Raw genomic sequence first — 17027 nt, forward strand, 5'->3', positions numbered from 1 at the left:
CTGCTGAACGAGCATGGCGTAATCGAAACCTTTGTTTTCAATAATGGGAGTGTGATTGTGTTCAGACTCACTCTATATTGGCGCGGATTCAGTCATTTTGGACTTGATCACCTTCTTAATTTCCCACTAAAGTACAAGAGGAGTTTAATATCTACGTGTTAATTACGCCGCCTTAACCCCTGCATTCTCTCTACACCCGCACTTTTCGAGCGCTCGCTCATTCAAGAAAAACAGTCGATCAAATTATGTCTCAACAAGGCAGGACTGGCTGTACAAGTAAAAGAGAATTACATGCTTAATTATTTAAAAAAACACTGGTTATCAAACGTTAAAGGAGATTCATTATCTGGGATTGTGGTTGCACTCGCATTGATCCCTGAAGCCATCGCATTTTCAATTATTGCAGGCGTTGACCCTAAAGTAGGGCTCTATGCCTCGTTCTGTATTTGTGTCGTCACTGCTTTGGTTGGCAGTCGTCCGGGAATGATTTCCGGTGCAACAGGCGCTATGGCGCTACTAATGGTCACTTTAGTGAGAGAGCACGGACTAGAATATCTACTCGCCGCTTCATTTCTAGCTGGCGTCATTCAGATCGCAGCTGGTTATCTCAAGCTTGGTAACCTGATGAATTTCGTTTCCAAATCGGTGATTACTGGATTTGTTAACGCGCTCGCCATTCTAATTTTCATGGCCCAACTTCCTGAATTAATCAACGTCCCTTCAAGCGTTTACGTGTTAGTCGCTTTGGGTTTGGCGATCATTTATCTGCTTCCTTATTTCCCCAAGTTTGGTCGCGCAATACCTTCTCCACTGGTCGCGATTGTTACCCTGACAATCATTAGTTTGCTCTTCGGCTTAGATGTGAGAACGATTGGCGATATGGGCAAGCTTCCCGATTCACTGCCTGTGTTCTTGATTCCTAATATTCCATTCACGTTTGAGACGCTTGCAACCATCCTGCCATATTCGATTGCTCTGTCTCTGGTTGGCTTGTTGGAATCCTTGATGACAGCGACCATAGTCGATGACCTGACTGATACTGAAAGCAATAAAAACAATGAGTGTAAAGGGCAGGGCGTTGCGAACATCGTGGCTTCCCTTTTTGGTGGAATGGCGGGCTGCGCAATGATCGGTCAGTCGATCATTAACATCAAATCAGGTGGCTTAACCCGATTGTCCAGCATGATCGCTGGGGTGGTTTTGTTGCTAATGGTGGTGTTTGTTTCTGATTGGTTGAAGCTGATACCGATGGCCGCTTTAGTGTCTGTGATGATCATGGTTTCTATCGGCACATTCTCATGGCGTTCCATTGTTGAGCTTAAAGATCACACACTGCCAACCAATGTAACCATGCTAGCAACCGTGGCGGTGGTGGTGTTTACTCATAACTTAGCGATAGGTGTTGCGGTTGGCGTGGTGCTGTCGGCTCTGTTTTATGCACATGCCAGCAAATCCATGGTGTTTATATCCGATGAAGTCGTGACAAACGAAATGCACACCATTCACCGAGTAAAAGGCCATGTCTTCTTTGCTTCGTCAGATGCGTTTGTCGACTTATTTGATTATGACAACGCGACCTCTTTAGTGACCATCGATATATCGGATGCGTCATTCTTAGATAATACCTCGGTCGAGGCGCTTGATAAGGTTGTGTTCAAGTTCCGTAAAAAAGGGGCTTACGTTGAAGTGTCAGGAATGGATAGCGTGAGTGCGAACCTGATAGTCAAACACGCGATGTATCACAAGCATAAAGACTTAACCGCGGTTTCCATTACGCACTAATCTTGGTTTAAGGTACTTTTAAAGCCTGAAAGCCTGAAAGCCTGAAAGCCTGAAAGCCTGAACTAGACATTGTTATGAAGTTAAAGCGCTCATTGTTGAGCGCTTTTTTGTTGGCGATCTATGACTTCTTCTTTGTACTCGACAAAGTAAACTGATTAATCAGTGACTCAAGGTGATCAGACAGCTCTTCTAAGTCATTGCTGATGTTGCGAGTTTCAGCCGCAGATTGCGACGTGTTGTTGGCGTGAGAGGTGATGGTCTCAACCTTTTGTTGAACATCTTGAGTCGCTTGTGTGGTGGATTGTGTTTGCTGCTGAATATTCTGTGCGTGAGCCAAGACTTGTTTCATCTCTTCGACCACACCATTCATTTCAATTGAAAGTGCGTCGATATCGGTTGAGCTTTGATGAGCTTGTTCGCAAACGCGATCGGCAGAAGTTAGCGACTCTTCACTGCCTTGCTGGAATTGATGAATGATTGACTCAATGCTGCCTGTTGCTTCTGCGGTTCGCGATGCAAGGTGGCGAACTTCATCTGCCACTACCGCAAACCCACGACCTTGTTCTCCCGCACGAGCTGCTTCAATCGCTGCATTCAAGGCCAGAAGATTGGTTTGGTCAGCAATGCCACGAATCACACTCAATATTGAAGAGACCTCTCCGGTTTGCTCATTGAGTGTCAGTATTTTGTGTTTCACTTCTTCTATGCTGCTAACGAGGTTTTTTATCTCACTGCTTGCGTCGTGTGCTTGGTTGGCACTCTTACATGCCACATCGGCGGTGTGATTAATAAGCTCTGAAGCCGTTAAAGTCGCTTGTTCTACATTGACTTGCTGTGCCTGTATTCCTTCGACATTATGTTGCACTTCGGCGGTTTCGCTTTGCTGGTCACTGGCGGCTTGCTCGGTAATTTGCGCGACACTAGTCAGTTGGTTGGCAGACGCATTCAGTTTGTGCGAGGTGTTTTGTACCTTTTCTAAGCTGTCGGATACGGTTCCCATGAACGAGTTGATGGAGTTAGCCAGCGTGCCAATCTCATCCTTGCTTTGTTCCGGCAGGCGAGTGGATAGGTTTTTATCGTTGCTGACTTGGGTCATAAAGCGAGAAGTCTGTTGCAGCGGGCGCACGATAATCTTACGAATTAATCCCATCGTAAGGACAAATCCGGCAAACGAGATCACTGCCATAATGCCAATAGCAGCCATGGTTTGAGTGTTAATCAGCGAGTTAACATGGTTAAGGTTATATTCGAGACGAATCGCACCCAAGACTTCACCTTCTGGTGCCATATGACAGGCGACACAATTGGTTCCTCGGTAATCTTCACTCGACTTCATTGGCAGAGCAATAACCAAGCCTTTGCCCCAATCAGCAGAAAAAGGTTCGATAACGGTTTCGCCCGCTAGCGCTCGTTTATCAATATCGTCAACCGGTGTTTGGTTGTCATTACCTGGGCCATATAACTTGCTGACAGCGTCGGCGCGTAAAACACGAACGTCTTCAATGCCTTCTTGAGCCAGTGCTTTCTGACGAAGGGTCTCTTTTTGTGCCATGGTGCCGGTGAGCATCATCATATTGAGGCTATCGAAGTAGTTACTTGCTTTGTCGTGAAGCTGCTCACTTAACACTGAGTTTACAAGTTGCTTTTGTTGCGAATATTGGAAATAGGTCGATATTGCCAGCAAAAAGGTGAACACGATGGCGAGGGCCACTAGGATTTTAAAGGTGATTGTTGAGCGCATAAGGTGTTTGTTTTTATTAATTATAATGACGCAAATACTGTACTAGTAAGAATTCCTACCACCTATGGGGTATAACGAATTGTGTGACCACACTCCGGTTGTGGTTATGCTTCTGTGATGTAGCAAGTTTGTGCGGAACCTGGTGTTGAAATGGAACGCGCTTCAAGCTCCTCGCTGTTCTTAAAACAGACTGTTGTTTTGGGAAAATTGAAGTGCAGCATCGAGTTTTGATTGTGCTGATAATTAGAAAAGCCTAGGTTGTTAATTAGCTCGATGTATTTGTCCGCTTGTCTTTTATCAATAAAGACTATTGTTTTAGACGACTTAGTGGTCAGTTTATATCCAAATGGTTGTTTTGTTCAATTTAATAGCAAAAATTGTGGTTATAGCGTTGTGTTTCGAGGCTCATTCGATAAGATGAAAAGACCTCTATGATAGAGGTAGGGCAGCAACGGATACGCTGCTTCAAATACTATGGAATGTGACTTATTGGACACATACATGAAATTCAAGATTACATCACCGATTATTGAACCTACGGAAGGTTCACCACATCAGTTAATGCTTACTCACGCTTCTCGTTTTACCTCTTTTAAGACAAGCTCCCCTTTGAACGCCCTGTTCGACAACGTCTCTGTACGCTTCTTTACCGCTTATCGCTCCTATTGTTATTCGTTTTATAACTTTATTTCTATCTGAACTCCTTTGTCATCCGCTCGATGAACGAAGACTCACATCTATAAAAACTAAACAAATAAGTTAAAAACAATGAATATTAAAATGATGGGTAGCTCCCTAATTATCGCTGGTACCGCTCTCGGTGCTGGTATGCTTGCGATCCCAATGGTATTAGCTCAATTCGGATTGCTTTACGGCACACTGCTTATGGTACTGATCTGCTTCGGTACGACTTACGCAGCATTACTACTTCTAGAAGCGACCATCAAAGCGGGTGGCGGTCTAGGATTAAACTCTATTGCCCGAAAAACCTTGGGTAAACAAGGTCAGCTGCTTACCAACGGCTTGCTATACGCGTTGTTGATTTGCCTATTAATGGCTTACATTCTGGGCGCAGGTGACTTGCTGAGTAAGTTACTGTCTAACTTTGGCGTCGAAATTACCGCGACTACCAGCCAAACCGTGTTTACCTTGCTTGCTGGCGCAGTAGTCGCAAGTGGTACTGGTGTGATTGATAAGCTCAATCGAGCATTGTTCTTCGTGATGCTTGCTAGTTTGTTTGCAACCATGGCCTTCTTAGCGCCGAGCATGACTCAAGAAAACTTGATGCAGGTAACCAGCCATGACCACGTTGACCTAATCAAAACCAGTGCCATCCTGTTTACGAGCTTTGGCTTTATGGTGGTGATTCCAACCTTGGTTTCTTACAACCACGAAGCGACAGACAAACAGCTGCGTAACATGGTGATCATCGGTTCTCTGATCCCATTAGTGTGTTACTTGTGTTGGTTGTTTGCGGTAGTGGGCAACTTGAGTGAAGAGCAATTCAGAAGCTTTGAGAACGTATCAGATTTGATGGCGGCGTTTGAGGCTCAGTCTCCTTGGGTGGGTAACGTTCTGTCTACCTTCACGGGCTTGGCGTTGTTGACCTCTTTCTTTGGCGTAGCAATGGCGTTGTTCAACCAGAACAAAGACATGTTCAACCAAAATACAGCGGTAACGTACTGCATTAGCTTTATCTTGCCGTTGGCGGGTTCATTGCTTGCTGCAGACAAGTTCCTACAAGTGCTGAATTACGCAGGCATCATCTTGGTGTTCCTAGCGGTGTTTGTTCCTCTGGTTATGGTTCACAAGCAGCGCTTCATGAAAGTTGCTGATGACCGATACCGAGCAGAAGGTGGCAGCGCAATGATGTTGTTCTCACTGCTGTTTGGTTGTTTCCTGCTTATTTCGCAAGTGATTTAACAAAACAATTTGGTCGGTTGAATCAATCAGTCACCAAGCTTTAGCTCCAAAAGCTTCAGATACAAAAAAGGAACGCCGCGGCGTTCCTTTTTTATTATCGGTTTATTAATTCAGAATGATTAACAAACAACCTTAACAGCCAAACCACCTTGAGATGTCTCACGGTATTTAGCGTTCATGTCTTTACCTGTTTCTAGCATTGTTTCGATAACTTTATCTAGAGAAACAGTAGGAGCAGAAGAGCGACGAAGCGCCATACGAGTCGAGTTGATTGCTTTAACTGCAGCAATACCGTTACGCTCGATACATGGTACTTGTACTTGGCCAGCAACTGGGTCACATGTTAGACCTAGGTTGTGCTCCATGCCGATTTCTGCAGCCATACATACTTGCTCAGGGCTACCACCCATAAGCTCAGCAAGACCAGCAGCAGCCATAGAGCATGCCACACCAACTTCACCCTGACAGCCAACTTCAGCACCAGAGATTGAAGCGTTACGCTTGTAAAGACCACCGATCGCGCCAGAAGCTGCGAAGTAACGGATGTAATCTTTCTCTGTCACTGTTTGGATGAACTTATCGTAGTAAGCCAATACAGCAGGGATGATGCCACATGCGCCGTTTGTTGGTGCCGTTACTACACGGCCGCCAGCTGCATTTTCTTCGTTTACTGCGAAAGCAAACATGTTTACCCAGTCAACAACCGACATTGGATCATTGGTTGTTTTTTCTGAAGTCATTAGCTGTTGGCGAAGTGCTGCTGCACGGCGAGGAACACGTAGTGGACCAGGCAGGATACCTTCAGTATTCATACCGCGATCCATACACTCACGCATAGTTTTCCAGATGTTAGCGAAGTAAGTGCGAGACTCTTCGTCTGAGTGGAACGCTGCTTGGTTTTTCATAACCAGTGTACTGATAGAAAGACCGCTTTCTTTGCACTGATTAACCAGCTCTTCAGCTGTTGTGAATTCGTAAGGTGCTTTGATTGGGTTTTCTTCTTCTTTGCCGAAGTTCTCTTCGTCAACGATGAAACCGCCACCAATTGAGTAGTACGTTTTTGAGTATGCAACTTCGTCACCAACCCATGCATGAATGCTCATGCCGTTCTCGTGTAGAGAAAGGTTGCTAGTGTGGAAGTTCATACCGCCATCGCGTGGGAACGATACTGTATGACAGTGCATGCCAACAGGAAGGCGCTCAGTTTCTTCTACGCGAGCAATGAAGCCAGCAATAGAATCGATATCAACACGCTCAGGAGTATTGCCAGCAAGACCCATGATGATTGCGATATCTGTGTGGTGACCTTTCCCTGTCAGTGATAGTGATCCATATACGTCCACGGTGATTTTAGTGATGTCGCGCAATTTTCCCATTGAACGTAGGTCATCAATAAATTCTTTACCCGCTTTCATTGGTCCAACTGTGTGTGAGCTCGATGGACCAACACCGATTTTATAGATATCAAATACACTAATCATAGCGATTACCTCAAAAAGAGAGCCTCCCAAGGGGAGTAGGGAGGCTCATTTATTATCATTATATTTTTTGTCTAATCTCGCGATATAAGATGGATGCCATCTTATAAAAAGGGCTTGAGATTAAAGAGCGCCGTAGATTACAGAACTAATAGCCGCTAGACCACATAAAGCTGTAAAGATTTGCACAGGTGCTGAAGTTTTGTACTTAGCCATTGCTGGTACTTTTTGCATCGCGAATACAGGCATTAGGAACAGGATAGCTGCAATCATTGGAGCACCCATTGTTTCAATCATACCTAGGATACTTGGGTTAACTACCGCAACAATCCAAGTAGTAACAACGATGAACGCTAGAGATGCTTTTTCGATAGTGCTTACTGAAGAACCAGAGCGAGACTTGATTAGACCAACAAGACCTTCGTGAGCACCTAGGAAGTGACCGAAGTAGCTAGAAGTAATCGCTGCGAACGCTACTAGAGGACCCATGTAAGAGATAAGTGGAGACTCATGTACGTTTGCTAGGTAAGAAAGAACAGAGATGTTCTGTGCTTGTGCTGTTGCTAGTTGCTCTGGAGATAGAGAAAGCACTACAGAGAATACGAAGAACATTACAAAACCCATCAGCATCATTGCTGCGCCACCAGTGATCGCGTCAGTTTTCTTAACTGCGTCATCACCGTATACACGACGTTGCTCTTTAGAGAACTGTGAAATGATTGGGCTGTGGTTGAAAGAGAACACGATGATTGGAATAGCAAGCCAGATAATAGAAGGCATTGTTGACCATTCTGGGCTTACGTCCATCATTGAAGTGTTCCAATCAGGAACTAGGTAAAAAGATAGCGCTAGTAGGATGAATACTAGTGGGTAAACCATTGCTGAAGTTGCTTTAAGCATCAGCTCTTTACCGAATACAACACCTGCTGTCATAGCAAGGATAAGTGCACCAGAAAGAAGAGGACGAGGAATAGATTCCATACCCATTTGGTTTACTAGGAAAGAATCAACTGTGTTTGTGATACCAACACCGTAGATAAGAACGATCGGGTAGATAGCGAAGAAGTAAGCAAAAGTAATAATGTTTGCGCCAGTCTTACCGAAGTGCTCTTCAACTGTGTCTGTAATATCAGCTTCAGGGTTTTTAGCAGACAGTACGAAACGAGCTAGAGATTTGTGTGCGAACCAAGTCATTGGTGCCGCAATTAGAGCTAGGATAACTAATGGCCAAAAACCACCCGCACCAGCTTTGATTGGAAGGAATAGTACGCCAGCACCAACTGCTGTACCGAATAGTGATAAACACCAGGTAAAATCTTTATAGTTAAACTTGCTTGAATCTTTAACGGCATTTGCCGAAGAAGTTGTTGTGTTCATGTTAAATTACTCATTTTTTGGGAACAGGAAATAAGTCGGGGCTAATTCTGCAGAATTTTCTTCTGCAAAAAATAGATCTAAATCATGTAATGAAACGGCGTGTCACATGATATGCGAAAAACGGATTTTTGATCACGAAAATAGCGTGCCACAGGTGATTTATGTTTATGCTTGGTATTACTTTTATTTATGCGAAAGGCGGGGTTGTATAGATTTATACCAGGGAAACGTTTGCGTAAAATTGCATTAATAAATCTGTTCCATAGAAAGTCTGGATTTTGTTAACAGAGATTAAACAAAACGTAGTTGCTATGTAATTTGTTGCACTACATGTTGCTGCAGTGAATGGATGATTTGCGCCGTAACGCCCCAAATTAGGTGCTCTTGGAAGGGCATAGCAAAAACTCGATGCTTGATTTGTTTAAAGTTAACAGTGTGGCTGTGTAACTTGGCTTGGTCTAAAACATAGGTAGCGGGCACCTCAAAAATTGAGGCAACTTCGTTCTCATCGATGATGGCTTTATAGTCAGGATCGACCATGGCAACAATCGGCGTCACAGAAAATTTACTAATAGTACTCAATGCAGGTAATTGCCCAACAATTTTAACTTGATCCGATCGAATTCCCACCTCCTCATGGAGCTCTCTGAGTGCAGTGAATTGCATAGAAGGGTCAGAAAGTTCGTGTTTACCACCAGGAAAGCTGACTTGGCCGGGGTGATGCTTTAAATGAGCCGCTCTTTTAGTAAAAATGACATGTAAACCATCTTCTCTTTCAACTAAACCTACCACCACTGCCGCTTTACGTAATTGCTCGCCACTGATGTGCGAAACACGCTCTACTGACTCTGGGTGATAGCCAACGGTAGGGTTAAGTTGGAATTGCTGAAGGAAGTTTTCTTTATTCATATCAAGCCAATATATTGATTATTATGATTTTAATTATAGACATAACCGTGGGTTGATTACCAATATTGAGTTTTTCTTCATTCACTTTCCCTCTTTTAGTTATTAATTGGGCGTCATGAGGGGCTGTTTACCGATGAATCTCCTCAAAATGACGATTTTTGCTATATTCAATATGTGCATACAGGCGAGTAAGCGTTATCGATGTCATAAAATTGGGTGACGAAACGTAGATTTTTTGTTTAAGAATTTGATAACAATAACTTAGTGGACCATTCTAAAAAGAAATAGAAGAAAAGGTATGAGATGAAAGGAATCATATTCACCGAATTTTTAGAGCTTGTTGAAGACAAGTTTGGGCTAGAGCTTTTGGAAGAAGTTCTAGAAATGTCAGAAGATGAAGGAATCTATACGTCGGTCGGCAGTTACGACCACAAAGACCTTGTCAGGTTGATTATCAACTTGAGTAAGAAAACCGATATTGATGCGGCAAGCTTGCAACGCGTGTTTGGGCAGTCTGTATTTAAGAACTTACTGGCCTCATTACCGAATAAAGCGAGCCTTGCTCACAGCAATACCACCTTTCAATTTATTCAGCACGTAGAGCGTTACATTCATGTTGAAGTGAAGAAGCTCTATCCGGATGCTGAGCCACCTGAATTCAGTTTTATCACCACGACCGAAGCACAACTTGTTTTTGACTACAAAAGCGCAAGGTGTATGTCTCATGTTTGCTTAGGGCTTATTGAAGGATGTGCTGAATACCACGGTGAATCTATCGCGGTGGAGATGACGCCACAAAATGATGACCAAAGCGTGGTTAGGTTTAATCTCAAAGTAGAAAAGTAATATGGATCTGGCATCTGCCCTAGAGAAGAAGCTTAAGCGTCAAATCGCGGCAAGGAAAGCGGCTGAAGGATTGTTGGAACAGAAGAGCCTCGAACTGTTCGAGGCTAACCAACAGCTTGAGCTTGCTTTGCGTCAGTTAGAAAAGCGCTCCAACGCGAATATACGCCGCATTGAATTCCAAGAACAAATCGACAACCTGTTGATTGATTTTGGGCGCGCGTTTCTAAGAAATGATCTCGATGATGTCATGCTATCTGAACTAACGACCAACGTGACTAACAGTTACTTAATCGAAGCCAGTCGTTTGATTCTACCTCCCAAGCTCATCCCTCAGTTACAGACCTATGATTATGGCGATGAGACTGTCGAGGTGTTAGAGCAAGACATTCAAGAACCTCATTGGCAAGACAACCTACTGACCGTGCCCTTAGAGGTTGAAAAAGTCATAGTTGGTGCGTTAATCGTCAGAGTCAGGTTGTTAGACCAAGACTACGAGTTTATCCAAAGCCAACTGTTGTTGGTCACGGACCTTATCTGCAGTGCCTTAACCCATCAACTAGCAATCAACCGAAATATTGAATCACGTAAACGAGCGGAAGAGTCCGAAAGGGCAACGCGTGACTTTGTGGCCATGATTAATCATGAGTTAAGAACTCCACTTAATGGCTTACTAGGCAGTGCCGAGTTGATCAGTGATACCGAACTGAATAGCTCTCAGCGTGAGATAGTGAACAACCTGAGCCAATCTGGAGAGTTTCTCCGAACCATCATTAATGATCTATTGGATTACAGCAAAATTAACGCAGGGATGTTAGAGCTTATTCCAAAGAAATTTGCCCTGAATGACTTGCGAAACACGATTGATAGTATTTTCGTCAATCGAGCAATCGAGAAGCAGCTTGAATTTAATATCAGTGTTGCGTCAAATGTTCCCTCCCATTTCCAAGGTGATTTAGAGCGCATCACTCAGCTGTTTGTGAACTTAATCGGTAATGCGATTAAATTTACAGAAGAAGGACATGTGAATGTCGATATCGAATGGGACAAAAACCAATTTGTTTTCTCTGTAGAAGATACTGGAGTCGGAATTGCTGAATCAGCACATAAGACGCTGTTTGAACCTTTTACGCAGGCAGATAACTCAAGTAGTCGGAACTATGAGGGAACAGGACTTGGGTTAGCGATTTGTCGCAAACTGGTGGCTCTGATGAATGGTGATATTGGGGTGACCAGTGTCGTTGGTTCAGGCACGACGTTTACCATCTCGATTCCTCTTCAAGTTGTCGATGTTCCGGCAGAGAGTGATAGTGTCGCCAAGGGCTTTGAGTATGAGGCGGAATTGTCACTACTTAAAGTGCTGGTGGTTGATGATATTAAGATGAACCAGATCATCATCCAACAGATGCTTCGTAAACATGAGATTGAACCAGCTATCGCAAGCAATGGTGTCGAAGGGTTTGAGCTCGCGTCAGACAACGAATACGACATTGTATTCATGGATTGCAGAATGCCTGTTATGGACGGGTTTGAAGCAACAGAGAAGCTAAGAGAGAAGGGTTACGTTAAATCTATTGTGGCACTGACCGCCGGAACGACATTGGAAGAACGCGAACGTTGTATTCAGTGTGGAATGGATGACATTTTGAGTAAGCCTTACACCGCCAACGATCTGAAAGAGATGCTCAAGAAGTGGGGTGTCTCAGCGGTGAAGGTCGCTTAAACACGCGAATAAAGCGTTGTGAGTTATGTACTCTAACTTACAGACTAAAAAACCGAAGTGATCTTACGATCCTTCGGTTTCTTTTTATATCGAACTTTTGCTAGCCGTTAAGCTACGGAACTCGTCATTAAGTCGCGGAACTCGCAGTTAATGACACTAGGTTTAGCAATCTTCAAGTACCGGTAGAATTCGACTCAGCTTATCCAGTGTTTCTTGGTATTCAGAAGCACAATCACTATCAAATACCACACCACCGCCAGCCCAAGCATAAAGCGTGTTGTTCTCGGCGACTAATGTACGAATGGTAATACTGGTATCCATTCTGCCATTTCGGCTGATGTAGCCAATACTGCCGCAGTACGCTGAACGTCGATGCGGTTCTAACTCTTCAATGATCTGCATCGCGCGAACTTTTGGTGCGCCAGTAATCGATCCTCCAGGGAAACAGGCTCTCAGAAGGTCAGTTGCAGAGTATTGGTCATCAAGGTCCGCTCGTATCGTGCTCACTAAGTGGTGCACGGCAGGGAAGCTTTCAATATCGAAGAGCTTTGGTACATGCACTGTGCCCGGTTTTGCTACTCGGCCAATGTCATTACGAAGTAGGTCGACGATCATCAAGTTTTCCGCCTGATCTTTATCGGCGCTTGCTAGGTCTTGCGCGTTGGCATTATCAATCATCGGGTCCTCAGAGCGAGGTCGTGTGCCTTTGATTGGCTTGGTTTCAATGACGTTGTCTTTGAGTTCTAAGAAACGCTCTGGCGAAACACTGATGATTGCGCAGTCGGCCAAACGGATAAAACCCGAAAAGGGCGCTGAGTTGTACTGTTCTAACTTGTCATAAGCCAGCCATTCACTACCTTGGTATTGGGCATTGAAGCGCTGAGCTAAGTTAATCTGATAGCAGTCCCCGGATAACAGGTACTCTTGAACACTATCGAACTTAGTGGCGTAGCTCTCTTCGCTCATATTGGATTGCCACGGTGTGGTTAACCCAAAGGGCGCATGTGATAGGTGTGATTGAGCCATCTGCTGCATTAGCCAATCATGATGTTCATCGATATTGCTACCGACAATACACGCCGTTTTCAATTGGTGGTCAACGATAACAGCCCATTCATACAAGCCAACTGCCATGTCAGGTGCTTCAATATCACGCTTTGCGAGTGATGGAAGTGTCTCGACTCTGCGCCCTAAATCATAGCTAAAATAGCCTAAAGCGCCGCCAACGAATGGCAACTGAGTGTGCTCTTTAGTCGCAGGCAATAATTGTTGCTGATATTGGTCGAGTAGTTCGAAAGGATCAGAGTCTGAAACCTCGCACGTCTCATTAACATTAACGGTCGTTTCTGCACCGATTGTCTCGAAGGTGGCGATGGGTTGAGCAACTAAAATATCGTATCGACTATCAACGTGGCTTTCTGAAGCGGAGCGTAATAGCATTGCCCACGGCAGGTTTTCAATATGGGAAAACAGCTGTTTAGCTAAAGTTGATTGATATTCAAGCGGCTTGATTTGGATAGAGCGAAATTCGTTGTTATTCATTTGTTTAATTTGTGACAAAGAGTTCGATCACTGCATGGCGTGTGAGAGGAAGCAAGAGTATCATAAATTGAAAATAAAATGGGTTCTTGATTAGAACGGTGTAATCCAAGTGGTTTAGTTTAAAGCTATGCAAGCGATTGCTAAAGCAACTAAATACAGCTCAACACAATAAAAAGCTAAACCACCTAATTCGATTTGGCACATATAGTCAAACTGTGAACCCACATGGAACCAGAACAATAAAGAGGCATGCAATGACGGTTATTCGTAAGCAAGATGTGATCAGCAGTGTCGCTGACGCACTTCAGTACATTTCTTATTATCACCCTTTAGACTTTGTCCAAGCCCTAGAAAAAGCGTACGAGAAAGAAGAGAGCCAAGCAGCTAAAGATGCGATCGCTCAGATTCTTATCAACTCGCGCATGTCTGCGGAAGGCCATCGTCCAATTTGTCAGGATACGGGTATTGTTACTTGTTTCGTGAACATCGGTATGGATGTTAGGTGGGAAACGGATCAAACAGTACAACAGATGGTTGATGAAGGCGTTCGTCAAGCTTACAACAACCCAGATAACCCATTGCGTGCATCTGTCCTAATGGACCCTGCAGGTAAGCGTATTAATACCAAAGACAACACACCAGCGGTTGTCCACATTAATATGATTCCAGGCAACAAAGTTGAAATTCAAATCGCGGCTAAGGGCGGCGGTTCTGAGAACAAAACCAAGATGGTTATGCTGAACCCTTCTGATGATATTGCAGAATGGGTAGAGAAGACGCTGCCAACAATGGGTGCAGGCTGGTGTCCACCGGGTATGCTAGGTATAGGCATCGGCGGTACGGCTGAGAAAGCAGCTGTGCTAGCGAAAGAATCTTTGATGGAACACATCGATATCCAAGAGCTTATCGAGAAAGGTCCTGAGAACGCAGAAGAAGAGCTTCGCCTAGACATCTTCAACCGTGTAAACAAGCTTGGCATTGGTGCACAAGGTCTTGGCGGTCTCACTACTGTGGTTGATGTAAAAATCAAAACAGCACCAACTCATGCTGCTTCTAAGCCTGTATGTTTGATCCCGAACTGTGCAGCAACGCGTCACGTTCACTTCACACTAGATGGCAGCGGCCCAGCAGAGCTAACGCCACCTAAGTTAGAAGAGTGGCCAGACATCACTTGGGAAGCGGGCGCAAATACACGTCGTGTTAACCTTGATGAAGTGACTAAAGAAGACGTACAAGAGTGGAAGACCGGCGAAACGGTTCTTCTGTCAGGTAAGATCTTAACCGGTCGTGATGCTGCTCATAAACGTATTCAAGGCATGCTAGAAAGCGGCGAAGGCTTACCAGCTGGCGTTGATTTCAAAGGTAAGTTCATTTACTACGTGGGTCCTGTTGATGCTGTAGGTGATGAAGCGGTAGGTCCTGCGGGCCCAACAACTTCAACACGTATGGATAAGTTCACTGACATGATGCTGAACGAAACTGGCATTATGGGCATGATCGGTAAAGCGGAACGTGGCCCTGCAACGGTTGAATCAATCAAAGAGCACAAAGCGGTTTACCTAATGGCGGTTGGTGGTGCAGCTTATTTAGTCGCAAAAGCAATTAAAAAAGCACGCGTTGTTGCGTTTGAAGATCTCGGTATGGAAGCGATTTACGAGTTTGAAGTTGAAGATATGCCTGTAACGGTAGCGGTTGACTCTAACGGCGTGAACGCACACCAGATCGGCCCTGACACGTGGAAAGTGAAGATTGCTGAAGCTGAGAAAGCGTAATTAATCGACGCCAAAAAATCGTAATTGTCGCTAACTTCAGCGTTTGAATTGCAATTTTTGACAGAAAGTTAAAGACAAAAGTGCAGCATTATCTGCACTTTTGTCTTATTATCAATGATATAGTGATAAACACATAGTTTGATATAAGAACATAGGAGAGAGGAATGCCTCGTTTTATTCAGATCCTACAGATTATCTTGGCAGTGGTGATTGGTGCTTTTGTTGGCTACGACCTGATCTTGAAAGGGATCAGTATCTTTGATAATAAATACGTGACGATTACATGTGCGCTTTGGCTAATTGCAGAGATTGCACTGTTTGTTATCTACAAGTTGATTGAAGACGATTAGACGTCGGATATCGTGCAAAAATTCTAAAGCCCCTGATTATGAATGTAGTCAGGGGCTTTTATTCATCTAGCATTAAGAATGTGTATTGCATACTCATCAACATAAGCAAAAGCATACAAACTATCCCAACGGGGAAAGAACATAGGCTTGCCTTTCTATTATCATAACCAGCTAGCCTAACTATCACGGAGTCGTTCTAATGAAACACTTAACTCAAGAAATGAGTGACTTTATAAGCAGAGGAACGGATTCTCATATTCGAGTAGCGGTCACGGGGCTCTCTCGTGCGGGTAAGACAGCATTCATTACTTCGCTGGTTAATCAGCTTCTTCATACGTCTACCCACAAAAACTTGCCACTGCTTGCATCTGCGAGAGATGGAAGAATTATTGGCGCAAAGCGTATCCCGCAACACAACATGATGATTCCACGCTTCTCTTATGATGAAGCGATGGAGTCGTTGAATGCACAGCCACCAGAATGGCCAGTGCCAACGCGTGATGTCAGTGAGATTCGTCTAGCAATCAAATATAAGCCTGCGAAGGGCGCGAAAAAGCTACTGAGTAAAAACAGCACCCTTTATCTCGATATTGTCGATTATCCAGGTGAATGGCTGCTTGATTTGCCGTTACTGGATATGGACTTCGATACCTGGAGCCAATCTCAGTTTGCAGCATTGAAAGGCGACAGAGAAACTTACTCGCAACAGTGGAACGTAATGCGTGGTGATATCGATTTGCTAGCAGAAGCGGACGAAAAGAAACTGGTCGCGATTGCCGATAGCTACACTCAGTACCTTCATACTTGTAAAAGTAACGGGCTGCATTGGGTACAACCGGGTCGATTCGTATTACCCGGTGAGCTTGAAGGCGCGCCTGTGTTGCAATTCTTCCCGTGCATCGCACCTGAGGGTAAGTTCTCAAAAACAAGTAACTATGCGGTACTTAAAGCGCGTTATGAAGAGTATCAACAGAAGGTCGTCAAAGCGTTCTACAAGAATCACTTCGCGACGTTCGACAGACAAATCGTGCTAGTGGATTGCTTACAGCCACTTAATGCGGGCTATGACTCTTTCATGGACATGCGTGGCGCGTTAGAACAGTTACTTAAGAGCTTTAAGTACGGTCGAAGCAATATCTTAAGACGTTTATTCGCGCCGAAGATCGACAAGATCTTGTTTGCAGCCACAAAAGCTGACCACGTGACACCGGATCAACATCCGAACTTGGTGTCACTGTTACAACAGATGGTGCATCCAGCTTGGCAGCAGGCGGCGTTTGAACACATCGACATGAGTTGTATGAGTATCGCGTCTATTCAAGCGACCAGCGCGGGTTATATCTCGTCGGGTTCAGACAATGTTCCGGCGTTGCAAGGTGTGACTTTGGATAATGTCCCTCAAACCATGTATCCGGGAGAGGTGCCGCGTAAGTTGCCTAATAAACAGTATTGGGAAACCAACCAGTTTGATTTCACGAGCTTTAGACCGATGGAGCAACATTCCGATGAGCCTTGCCAACATCTAAGAGTCGACAAGGTTTTAGAGTATCTCATTGGCGACAAGTTGAAGTAATTGAGGCAATCAAA

The 17027-nt window shown here is 44.4% G+C and carries 13 protein-coding genes; 8 read left to right on the top strand and 5 right to left on the bottom strand.

Annotated elements, in window-relative coordinates; all coding sequences use genetic code 11:
• Positions 1–291 precede the first annotated feature (291 nt).
• Entirely contained in the window at positions 292–1782 is a 1491-nt protein-coding gene (locus tag AB6D93_RS01940) for a SulP family inorganic anion transporter (RefSeq protein WP_017068770.1), read from the top strand.
• Between the two features lie 118 nt (positions 1783–1900).
• On the opposite strand, the gene AB6D93_RS01945 is transcribed toward AB6D93_RS01940, so the two are convergent.
• Positions 1901–3523, bottom strand: coding sequence for a methyl-accepting chemotaxis protein (locus AB6D93_RS01945; protein ID WP_017068771.1), 1623 nt, complete (start codon positions 3521–3523; stop codon positions 1901–1903).
• A 501-nt stretch (positions 3524–4024) separates the two neighbouring features.
• Between AB6D93_RS01945 and AB6D93_RS01950 the strand changes: the two genes are divergently transcribed.
• Together AB6D93_RS01950 and AB6D93_RS01955 are read left to right on the top strand one after the other, a co-directional pair.
• Positions 4025–4222, top strand: coding sequence for a hypothetical protein (locus tag AB6D93_RS01950; RefSeq protein ID WP_133154288.1), 198 nt, complete (start codon positions 4025–4027; stop codon positions 4220–4222).
• Between the two features lie 81 nt (positions 4223–4303).
• Positions 4304–5446, top strand: coding sequence for an amino acid permease (locus tag AB6D93_RS01955; RefSeq protein WP_017060419.1), 1143 nt, complete (start codon positions 4304–4306; stop codon positions 5444–5446).
• 119 nt (positions 5447–5565) lie between these two features.
• Here AB6D93_RS01955 and AB6D93_RS01960 read toward each other — a convergent pair whose 3' ends face one another.
• The 3 genes from AB6D93_RS01960 to AB6D93_RS01970 form a co-directional block, all read right to left on the bottom strand.
• Entirely contained in the window at positions 5566–6927 is a 1362-nt protein-coding gene (locus AB6D93_RS01960) for an L-serine ammonia-lyase (protein ID WP_017060420.1), read from the bottom strand.
• A 120-nt stretch (positions 6928–7047) separates the two neighbouring features.
• Positions 7048–8301 (bottom strand): aromatic amino acid transport family protein, encoded by a 1254-nt coding sequence (locus AB6D93_RS01965; protein WP_102320452.1) that lies wholly within the window; start codon positions 8299–8301, stop codon positions 7048–7050.
• A 309-nt stretch (positions 8302–8610) separates the two neighbouring features.
• A complete protein-coding gene (locus AB6D93_RS01970; RefSeq protein WP_102333204.1) occupies positions 8611–9210 on the bottom strand; it encodes a CoA pyrophosphatase in 600 nt (199 codons plus the stop codon).
• A gap of 303 nt (positions 9211–9513) precedes the next feature.
• Between AB6D93_RS01970 and AB6D93_RS01975 the strand changes: the two genes are divergently transcribed.
• Positions 9514–10056, top strand: a complete 543-nt coding sequence (locus tag AB6D93_RS01975) for a heme NO-binding domain-containing protein (protein ID WP_017060423.1) — start codon at positions 9514–9516, stop codon at positions 10054–10056.
• A gap of 1 nt (position 10057) precedes the next feature.
• A complete protein-coding gene (locus AB6D93_RS01980; RefSeq protein ID WP_102320450.1) occupies positions 10058–11776 on the top strand; it encodes an ATP-binding protein in 1719 nt (572 codons plus the stop codon).
• A gap of 162 nt (positions 11777–11938) precedes the next feature.
• On the opposite strand, the gene pabB is transcribed toward AB6D93_RS01980, so the two are convergent.
• Positions 11939–13318: an aminodeoxychorismate synthase component I gene (gene pabB / locus AB6D93_RS01985; RefSeq protein WP_017065426.1), complete on the bottom strand. Its 1380-nt coding sequence runs from the start codon at positions 13316–13318 to the stop codon at positions 11939–11941.
• 254 nt (positions 13319–13572) lie between these two features.
• Here pabB and AB6D93_RS01990 point away from each other — a divergent pair, with 254 nt between their 5' ends.
• From AB6D93_RS01990 to AB6D93_RS02000, 3 genes are all read left to right on the top strand, one after another.
• Positions 13573–15090: a fumarate hydratase gene (locus tag AB6D93_RS01990; RefSeq protein ID WP_102320448.1), complete on the top strand. Its 1518-nt coding sequence runs from the start codon at positions 13573–13575 to the stop codon at positions 15088–15090.
• A gap of 164 nt (positions 15091–15254) precedes the next feature.
• The gene (locus tag AB6D93_RS01995) at positions 15255–15440 is read left to right on the top strand and encodes a hypothetical protein (RefSeq protein WP_004734731.1); all 186 of its coding nucleotides are present in this window, start codon (positions 15255–15257) and stop codon (positions 15438–15440) included.
• A gap of 199 nt (positions 15441–15639) precedes the next feature.
• Positions 15640–17013 (top strand): YcjX family protein, encoded by a 1374-nt coding sequence (locus AB6D93_RS02000; RefSeq protein ID WP_017065428.1) that lies wholly within the window; start codon positions 15640–15642, stop codon positions 17011–17013.
• Positions 17014–17027 lie beyond the last annotated feature (14 nt).

Origin of the sequence: Vibrio sp. 10N.247.310.23 (assembly GCF_041467155.1) — a bacterium.
Classification (GTDB): Bacteria; Pseudomonadota; Gammaproteobacteria; order Enterobacterales; family Vibrionaceae; genus Vibrio; species Vibrio crassostreae_C.